At 70.7% G+C, this 8,234-nt stretch carries 9 protein-coding genes; 4 read left to right on the forward strand and 5 right to left on the reverse strand.

What is annotated here, in order from left to right:
• Positions 1-99: 99 nt before the first annotated feature.
• Together ACWC9T_RS39655 and ACWC9T_RS39660 are read left to right on the forward strand one after the other, a co-directional pair.
• Positions 100-303 (forward strand): cold-shock protein, encoded by a 204-nt coding sequence (locus tag ACWC9T_RS39655; protein WP_344640564.1) that lies wholly within the window; start codon positions 100-102, stop codon positions 301-303.
• 366 nt (positions 304-669) lie between these two features.
• On the forward strand, positions 670-2,187 hold the full coding sequence (locus ACWC9T_RS39660; protein WP_449825901.1) for a DEAD/DEAH box helicase: 1,518 nt from the start codon (positions 670-672) through the stop codon (positions 2,185-2,187).
• Positions 2,188-2,359: 172 nt separating this feature from the next.
• Here the strand turns inward: ACWC9T_RS39660 and ACWC9T_RS39665 are convergent, their stop codons facing one another.
• From ACWC9T_RS39665 to ACWC9T_RS39685, 5 genes are all read right to left on the reverse strand, one after another.
• Positions 2,360-3,316 carry an AraC-like ligand-binding domain-containing protein gene (locus ACWC9T_RS39665; RefSeq protein ID WP_449825902.1) on the reverse strand — a complete coding sequence of 319 codons (957 nt, stop codon included), beginning with the start codon at positions 3,314-3,316 and terminating at the stop codon, positions 2,360-2,362.
• 117 nt (positions 3,317-3,433) lie between these two features.
• Complete coding sequence (locus tag ACWC9T_RS39670) at positions 3,434-4,252, reverse strand: carbohydrate ABC transporter permease (RefSeq protein ID WP_449825903.1); 819 nt, start codon at positions 4,250-4,252, stop codon at positions 3,434-3,436.
• A gap of 19 nt (positions 4,253-4,271) precedes the next feature.
• Positions 4,272-5,195, reverse strand: a complete 924-nt coding sequence (locus tag ACWC9T_RS39675; RefSeq protein WP_449825904.1) for a carbohydrate ABC transporter permease — start codon at positions 5,193-5,195, stop codon at positions 4,272-4,274.
• Positions 5,167-6,420: a sugar ABC transporter substrate-binding protein gene (locus ACWC9T_RS39680; RefSeq protein ID WP_449825905.1), complete on the reverse strand. Its 1,254-nt coding sequence runs from the start codon at positions 6,418-6,420 to the stop codon at positions 5,167-5,169. The genes ACWC9T_RS39675 and ACWC9T_RS39680 overlap by 29 nt, the downstream gene beginning before the upstream one ends.
• Positions 6,421-6,485: 65 nt before the next feature.
• Positions 6,486-7,223, reverse strand: a complete 738-nt coding sequence (locus ACWC9T_RS39685; protein ID WP_449825906.1) for an alpha/beta fold hydrolase — start codon at positions 7,221-7,223, stop codon at positions 6,486-6,488.
• A 286-nt stretch (positions 7,224-7,509) separates the two neighbouring features.
• Here ACWC9T_RS39685 and ACWC9T_RS39690 point away from each other — a divergent pair, with 286 nt between their 5' ends.
• Together ACWC9T_RS39690 and ACWC9T_RS39695 are read left to right on the forward strand one after the other, a co-directional pair.
• Positions 7,510-7,914: a hypothetical protein gene (locus tag ACWC9T_RS39690; protein WP_449825907.1), complete on the forward strand. Its 405-nt coding sequence runs from the start codon at positions 7,510-7,512 to the stop codon at positions 7,912-7,914.
• A 47-nt stretch (positions 7,915-7,961) separates the two neighbouring features.
• Entirely contained in the window at positions 7,962-8,129 is a 168-nt protein-coding gene (locus ACWC9T_RS39695; RefSeq protein ID WP_449825908.1) for a hypothetical protein, read from the forward strand.
• Positions 8,130-8,234 lie beyond the last annotated feature (105 nt).

The following is an 8,234-nucleotide window of genomic DNA, read 5'->3' on the forward strand; positions in this document are numbered from 1 at the left end:
ATTTTCTGTTCCCCGGCTCTTCCCCGGCGGGCGCTCCATGCGGTGACTCGAAGCCCGCGCTGTGCGTGCTTCGGACAGTCCCTTGAAGGAGATTTCTTAATGGCTAATGGCACTGTGAAGTGGTTCAACTCGGAGAAGGGCTTCGGCTTCATCGAGCAGGAGGGTGGCGGCCCCGACGTCTTCGCCCACTTCTCGAACATCAACGCCAACGGCTTCCGTGAGCTGCTTGAGGGCCAGAAGGTCGAGTTCGACGTCACGCAGGGCCAGAAGGGCCCGCAGGCCGAGAACATTCGCCCGCTGTAGTTCTTCTGCTACGGCACCCGCCTAGCAGCGAGGGGCCCGCACCGCGCACATGCCCGGTGCGGGCCCCTCGGTTATCGCGCCACGGCGCGTCCTCCCGGCCGTTCGGGCCCCTGGCTCCGCCACCGGCGGCCATCCCCACGCGAGACGCACGGCGCCGCGTCCGGATCGGCGCCCTGCCGTGACAGCTCACGGTTCGAGGTTCTTCGCTCCCGCCCTCCGTGGTGAGCGCCGACCATAGGTGGCCGCACGGTTCCACCGACCACGCTCCGCCCGTCACGCTTTGGCCCGTTCCCTTGCGGTCTCCGTCCGGCGCCCCGCGCTACGGAGCCTTCCTCGTGACGTGCCGCCCCGAGGAAGGTTTTCCGCATGGCCCGCTCCAGTCGCTCCTCGTACCACAACGCCGACTCCCGCTCCGGTGGCGGCTCCTTCTACGGCGACCGGCCCGCCGGAGGTCGACGCCCCTCCGGCCGGAGCGCCCATCGTGGCCCCTCCGCGCAGGGCGAGTTCGCGATACCGGTGAGCACCACCCCGGCACTGCCGGCCGTCGGCTCCTTCGACGAGCTGGACATGCCGAAGGCGCTGCTGTCGGTGCTGGCCCGCCAGGGCGTCACCGCGCCGTTCCCGATCCAGGCCGCGACGCTGCCGAACTCGCTGGCCGGCCGCGACGTCCTCGGACGAGGCCGGACCGGCTCCGGCAAGACCATCGCGTTCGGCCTCGCCGTGCTGGCTCGCACCGTCGGGCAGCGGGCCGAGCCGCGTTACCCGCTGGCCGTGGTGCTGGTCCCCACCCGCGAGCTCGCGCAGCAGATCACCGAGGCACTCACCCCCTACGCCCGCGCGGTGCGCCTGCGGATGGCGACCGTGGTGGGCGGGACGTCGATCAGCCGCCAGGCATGGATGCTGAACCGCGGGGCGGAGGTCGTGGTGGCCACCCCGGGCCGGCTCAAGGACCTGATCCAGCGCAGCGACTGCCGGCTGGACCGGGTCGGCGTCACGGTGCTCGACGAGGCCGATCAGATGGCCGACATGGGCTTCCTGCCGCAGGTCACCGAGCTCCTCGAACAGGTCGCCGGAGACAGCCAGACGATGCTGTTCTCCGCCACCCTGGACCGCAACGTCGACCGCCTGGTGCGGCGCTTCCTCAAGGACCCGGTCACACACTCGGTGGACCCGTCCGCGGGAGCGGTCAGCACCATGGAACACCACGTGCTTCACGTGCAGAACTTCGACAAGAACGCCACGATCGCCCACATCGCCTCCCGCGACGGCAGGGTGATCATGTTCATCGACACCAAGCACGGCGCGGACCGCCTGGTGGAGGACCTGCTCGCGAACGGAGTGAAGGCCGCGGCCCTGCACGGCGGCAAGTCCCAGCCTGAGCGCACCCGCACCCTGGAGCAGTTCCGCACCGGTCAGGTGACCGCGTTGATCGCGACCAACGTCGCGGCCCGGGGCATCCACGTCGACGGGCTCGACCTGGTCGTCAACCTGGACCCGCCGGGCGACCACAAGGACTACCTGCACCGGGGCGGGCGCACGGCCCGGGCCGGCGAGTCCGGCACCGTCGTCACCCTCGTCCTGCCCAACCAGCGCCGCGCGATGGCCCGCATGATGACCACCGCCGGCATCACCCCCGTCACCACCAGGGTCCTGGCTGGCGACGAGGACCTGGCCCGTATCACCGGCGCCCGCATGCCCACCGGCATTCCCACCGTGATCGCCGACCCCGTCGTCGAGCGGCCGCGCCGCGGCCCGTCCACGAGTCGCGGCCGCCGCGGCCGCCCCGCCTACGCTGCCGGCGACACCCGGGCCGCCTCCGGCCGCGACGACCAGGGCTCCGCCGGCCGCCGCCGGGCGCCCCGGCGCCCCGCTCCCGCCGCGTAGTACCGCCGGGCCCGCTCGTCGCCGAGGATCCCGCCGCCCCGGTGCCGCTGAACACCTCACCTTCGGCCACGGCTCCCACCACTGCCCCGGGTGACCACTCGCCCGCACCGGGCTGCGCACCCTTCCGAGACGGGGCTGGCCCGTTCTGGGCGCCCGGCGGGGCGGCGGAGGGTCATCGCGCCGGGTTCCTGCCGACCTGCCAGTCCCTGGGGGGCATGCCGTAGGCGGCGCGGAAGGCGCGGCTGAAGTGGCTGGAGTTGGCGAAGCCCCAGCGGCGGGCGATGCCTGCTATGCCGAGTTCTGCGGCTACCGGGCGGAGGAGGTCACGGCTGCAGCGTTCCAGGCGTTGGGCGCGGATCCAGCTGCTGACCGTGGTGTTTTCGAGGTGGAAGAGCTTGTGGAGGAAGCGGACCGACATGAAGTTGGCCTCCGCGATCGTGGACGGGCAGAGGTCCGGGTCGCGGAGGTTGCGCAGGATGTGGTCCTTGACCCGTTCCAGTGAGGCTGCGCTCCGCGGGGCCTGTTGGCGGGAGCGGCCGGAGCGGTCGTCGACCAGTAGGGCCAGCAGGTCGAGTGCGGTGGCTGCGGCTCGGCGGCCGACGGCTTCGTCCAGGGCCGGCGCCTCGCGCGCCATCCGGGAGAGGTAGGCGGTGACCAGGGCAGCGCTGCCCTCGGTGCCGCTGAAGGGGGTGGCGGTCAGTGCTCGGAGGTCACGTTCCGAGACGTCCAGCTCGGTGCGGGGGAAGTGGAAGGAGGTGAAGGCGAAGCCCTCCTCGATCTTCTTGCGGAAGACCCGGGAGGTGTCGGTGATGGAGAACTCGCCCGGTCGGATGACCGACTCCCTGCCGTCCTGCTCCTTGAGCGCGGTGCCGCGCTCCTGCAGGCTGACGATCAGCGACGGCGGCCCGTCGTCGGCGATCATGCGCCGGCTGCGCGTCACCACCTGCGGCCCCGCCTGGACCCTCAATATCCGGACCGGGCCGAGCTGGTGGCCGACGATCGCCCCGGGCGACGGCACCTCCTCCAGGAGGTCCACGGCCATCGGCACGAAGGCGTGGGACACCGCCTCGTGCCAGCTCTCCGCCCGGTCGAAGGCGGACAGTCGCGCGGTGGAGAGAGATGCGGGCACCGGGTTCCTCTCGGGTCGGTCGGCCACCGGTGGCCCCCCACCGCTGTGCCTTCCGGACCACCGTGCCAGCGGGCCCGGGGCGGGACATCGCGTGAACCTACTAGATCGGGGGTGACCTCACTTGACGGCCGCACCGGTGGCGGCGCTGGTGACGTGGCGCTGGACGACGACGAGCAGAACGGCGGCGGGTACGGAGGCCAGGACGGCGGTGGCCATGACGGCGTTCCAGTGGTTGGTGTGGGCGCCGAGGTACTGGTAGACGCCCAGGGTGATCGGCCGGACGGTGTCCGTGGTGGTCAGGGTGAGGGCGAAGAGGAAGTCGCTCCAGGCGAAGAGGAAGGTGAAGACGCCCGTCGTGATCAGTGCGTTCCGGCTCAACGGGAGCACCACGGAACGGAAGACGCGCAGCCTGCCGGCGCCGTCCACGCGCGCGGCCTCGATGACCTCCTCGGGGATGTTCCGCATGAACGAGTGCAGGACGACGATCGCGAAGGGGACGCCCGCGGTGGAGTCGGCGAGGACCAGCCCGAGGCGGGAGTTCAGGAGCCCCAGGTCGTTGTAGGCGCCGTAGAGCGCGTTGGCCACCACGATGCTCGGCACCGTCTGGGTGGTCAGGATGCCGAGGAGCACGACCTTGGTGCCGCGCAGGCGGAACCGGGCCAGCGCGTGGGCCGCGGGCGCGGCGATGGCCAGGCTGAGCAGCGCGCTGCCGACGGCCAGCACGAGGCTGGTGACGAGGTTTCGCCCCTGGTCGCGCAGCGCGGTGGCGTATCCGCTGAGGTCCGGGTGGAACGGGAACCACTCTCCGCCGAGGATGTTGCCGGCTGGCTGGAGGGAGGAGTTCACCATCCAGTAGACGGGGAACAGCATCAGCACGAGCAGGACGATGCCGACGAGGGTGGACAGCCGGCCGCCGCGGCCGGGTGGGCGTTTCACGGGATCGCCTCTCAGGCGGTCAGACGGTCCGGGCGCGTCGGTCGGCGCGCAGGTGGAGGACGGCGAACACCAGCGAGAGGACGATGAGCAGATTGCCCGTCGCGGCGCCGCGCCCGAAGTCGAACTGCCGGAAGGACAGTTCGTAGGACTGCGTGGCGACGGTCTCGGTGGCGCCGGCCGGCCCTCCGCCGGTGACCACCAGGATGACGTCCAACACCTTGACGGTGTAGACCACGCCCAGCACGAGCACCACGCGCACCACCGGCCGCAGCAGTGGCCAGGTGATGTGGCGGAACGAGGCCAGCGGGCCGGCGCCGTCCAGCGCCGCCGCCTCGTAGAGGTGCGGGGGGATATCCTGCAGACCGCCGTACAGGATCGCGGTGTTGAAGGGGACGCCGACCCAGATGTTGACCAGGACCACCGACAGCAGTGCCTGGGAGGTGCCGGTGAGCCAGGGAACGCCGGATGACGTGAGGTGGAGGCTGCGCAGCACCGCGTTGACGACTCCTGTGTCGGGGTCGAGCATCCACTTCCAGGTGGTTCCGGTGGCGACCAGCGGCAGCAGCCACGGCACTAGCAGGAGTGACCGCAGCACGCCGCCGAGCGGGAACCGGCGCCGGAAGAACAGGGCGAAGGCCAGGCCGAGGACGAACTGCCCCAGGACCGAGCCGGCCGTGAACACGGCCGTGGTCAGCAGGGTCCGGGGGAAGGCGGAGGACGAGAGGACCGCCGCGTAGTTCCGCAGGCCTACGAACGGGGCGTCACCGGTGTAGAAGGTCGTGACGGTGTACTGCTGGAAGCTCATCACGACGTTGTCGACGATCGGGTAGCCGAAGAACAGCAGCAGGTACGCCGCGGCGGGCGCGACGAACAGCCACCGGGTCCATCGCTCCCCGCGCCGGACCGGCGACGGGTCAGTGGCCTGTGGCGATCTGCTGCGCATGGCTGAGGGCTTCCTCCGGTGTTTGTTCGCCCGTCAGCGCGGACTGGATCGCGGTGTAGATCCCCGTCGCCGCCCTGGGCCACTCGACGCCGAGCTCGCTGGTACGGGCGCGCGCCACCGTCACGCTCTGGGCGAAGGCGGCCATCGACGGGTTCTCCTCGGCGTGCTGGGCGGCCACCGCGGTGCGGGAGGGCACGGTGTGGTGCTCCTGAGCCAGGGTGAGCATGTTCGAGGGGGAGTTCAGGCAGGTGAGGACTTGGGCGGCCTTCTCCTGCCGGGTTCTGGAAGGGTTCTGCGGGACGGTCCACACCTCGCCGCCGAGCGGGGTGACCGGGGTCTGCCCCAGCCGGGGGACGGGGACGGGAGCCACTCCCCAGTGCAGGTTCGCGTCCTGCTCCAGGGCCGGGATGCGCCAGGGGCCGTTGATCATCATGGCCGTCCGCCCGGCGACGAACTGGTCGTGGACGTCGGCCTGGGTCCAGTTCAGCACCGACTTCGACATGGAGCCGCTGTTCACCAGGTCGACCCAGAGCTGGAGCGCCTGCGCGGCCTGGGGGGTGTCCAACCGCTGTTCGTCGCCGCCGTTGGACCAGAGGAAGGGCAGGAACTGCCAGGTGCCCTCGAAGGTGGCGTTCGCGTCGACCGCCATGCCGTAGCGTCCGGGACGGGTCAACGCGGCTGCGGCCGACTTCAGTTCGTCCCAGGTCCGCGGGACGGCGACGCCGGCCTCGGCGAGCATGTCCTTGTTGTAGATCAGGGCGACGGTGCTGACGTTGGGGGCCAGCCCGTACAGCTTGCCCTGGTAGGTGCCCGCTGACACGATGCCCGGGGCGAAGCCGTCGGCGTCGATGCCGTAGCCGGCCAGCGGGGTCAGTGCGCCGGTCCGGGCGATCTGCTGCAGGTCGGGGTTGTCGAGCATCAGCAGGTCGGGGAGGGTCCGCGAGGACGCCTGCTGGAGGACCTTGGGGATCAGGGACGCCCCCGGGACGCTCGTCTGCTCGACCCGCACCCCGACCGTCCGGCCGCACGCGGTGAGCAGGTCGCCCCACTGGGCGTGTTCGGCTTGGTCGGTGTAGTAGTCGAGTGCGGTGATGGCGGTGACCGCGCCCCCAGCTGGCCCGGAACCGGTGCGGTGACCGCACCCGGTGGCGGCTGGCCCCAGGAGGAGGAACCCGGTCAGGAGGGCGGCGATCCGCCGAGCCGACGATCTGGCCGGTGAGATCATGCTGGTGCCTTTGCCGGGTGTCTGGGGGGGCGGGGTCCAATCGGACCCTTCCGTTCGAACGCACATTAAACACCCCCCGGAGTACCCATGGCGTGCCCGGTGGCCTCCCGGATCATCGCCACCACGGCTTCGGGCCGCGACAGCGGGACGGCGTGCGAGGCGTCCAGCGCGTACTCGGTGGCCGCCATGCGTTGGGCCATGAAGCGCTGGGCAGCGGGGTTGAGCATCCGGTCGGCGGTCGCGATGGCGTACCAGGACGGCTTGTCCGCCCAGGCCGGCGAGCCCGATCTGTCGGTCAGCGCGCCGCACGCTATCGGGCGCTGTGTCGCGGCCAGCGCCTGCCCGGCCGCGGGTGACAGGTCGTCGGCGTACAGCTGCCGGAACCGCTCCGCGCGGATGTACACCTCACTGTCGGGGCCGGAGGGGAGGGCCGTGGTGACGGTGGCGTCGGCCAGCGGGGAGGGGGCGAAGCGGTTGGTGACGTCCAGCACGCACTCGCCGGCGTCGAGGCCGAACGCGGCGACGTAGCACAGGGCCACCACCTGGTCGGCGTCATCGGCCGCCTGGGTGATCACCGCGCCGCCGTAGCCGTGGCCGACCAGGACGACGGGGGTGTCGAGCTCCCGCACCAGGCTCCGGACGGACGCGGCGTCATGCTCCAGGCCGCGCAACGGGTTCGCAGGGGCGTACACCGTCACGCCGGCGGCGCGCAGCGGGCCGATGACCCTCGACCAGGACGAGGCGTCGGTGAACGCCCCGTGCACCAGCACGACGGTCGGTGAAACGGGGGTGGGGCTGTGCATGCCGGTGACCTTTGACTGGGCGGTGGAGTGGGACGGGGCGAAGTCCCAACCAAGCGGGTCCGGCCGTGGCGGGGCATCGCGTGAACGTACCAAGGAGGCGCGCCGAGCCCCGGCGGGCTTCCGAGAAGCACGAGCTGCTCGACGACACCGGGCGATGACCGGGACGGCCTGTGCACTCTCGGGCACACGGCGATGCGCGGTCGGTCAACCCCGGCGGCACGGCGGCTCCTAACCTTGTGCCGCAGCCGACCTGACCCACCATCACCTCAGAGACGCCGAGAAGACCGTGCTGAAACGACTCTGCTCCGCCCTGCGGACACCGGCCATCTCCATGGGCCTGGTGACGACCTTCAGCGGCACCGCGTCCGCGACCAACTACCAGGTGATCGACTGGAACATCTCGAACATCACCGCCGGTGGGAACACCCACCACCAGAACTACTGGAACCTGATCGACGCGATCCACCGGCACACCTACGGTGACGTGACCGGCGTCAACAACGTCACCGAGACCACCACCGAACGCGGCCGGCTGGTTCAGGTGCGCGTCCTGGGCACCAACAACACCCACCTCGCCTCCGTCTACCTCTGGGCGAACGACCTCTACGCCGCGGGCTTCTACGCCCCGCAGAGCAGGTCTTCGACGTCGTCCGGGGCAACATCCAGGACCCCAACCGGAACCGCCCGCTGAACTACGTCGACCCCGACCCGAGGCGCGGCACCATCCTGGCCGCCAACGTGGAGAACCAGCGGGGGTCCATCAGCCAGTTCATCCGCAACGCGCGCGCCAACCCGTCCGGTCAGAGCGTCAATGTCATGGGCCACAACGTGACCACCATCGCGGCCGTGCTCTACTACATCGGCTTCATCGAGGCCAACGGCGGCATCAAGCACAGCAGGTCCTGAAACGGAGCCCGGGGAGGGCGCCGGCGGCTCGCCCCCGCTGCCCGCCCTGCTGAAGACTGCTGAGTGTACCAACAATAAAACAATATAACACAACATAACAACAAA

The sequence above is a fragment of the Kitasatospora sp. NPDC001159 genome, assembly GCF_053598235.1.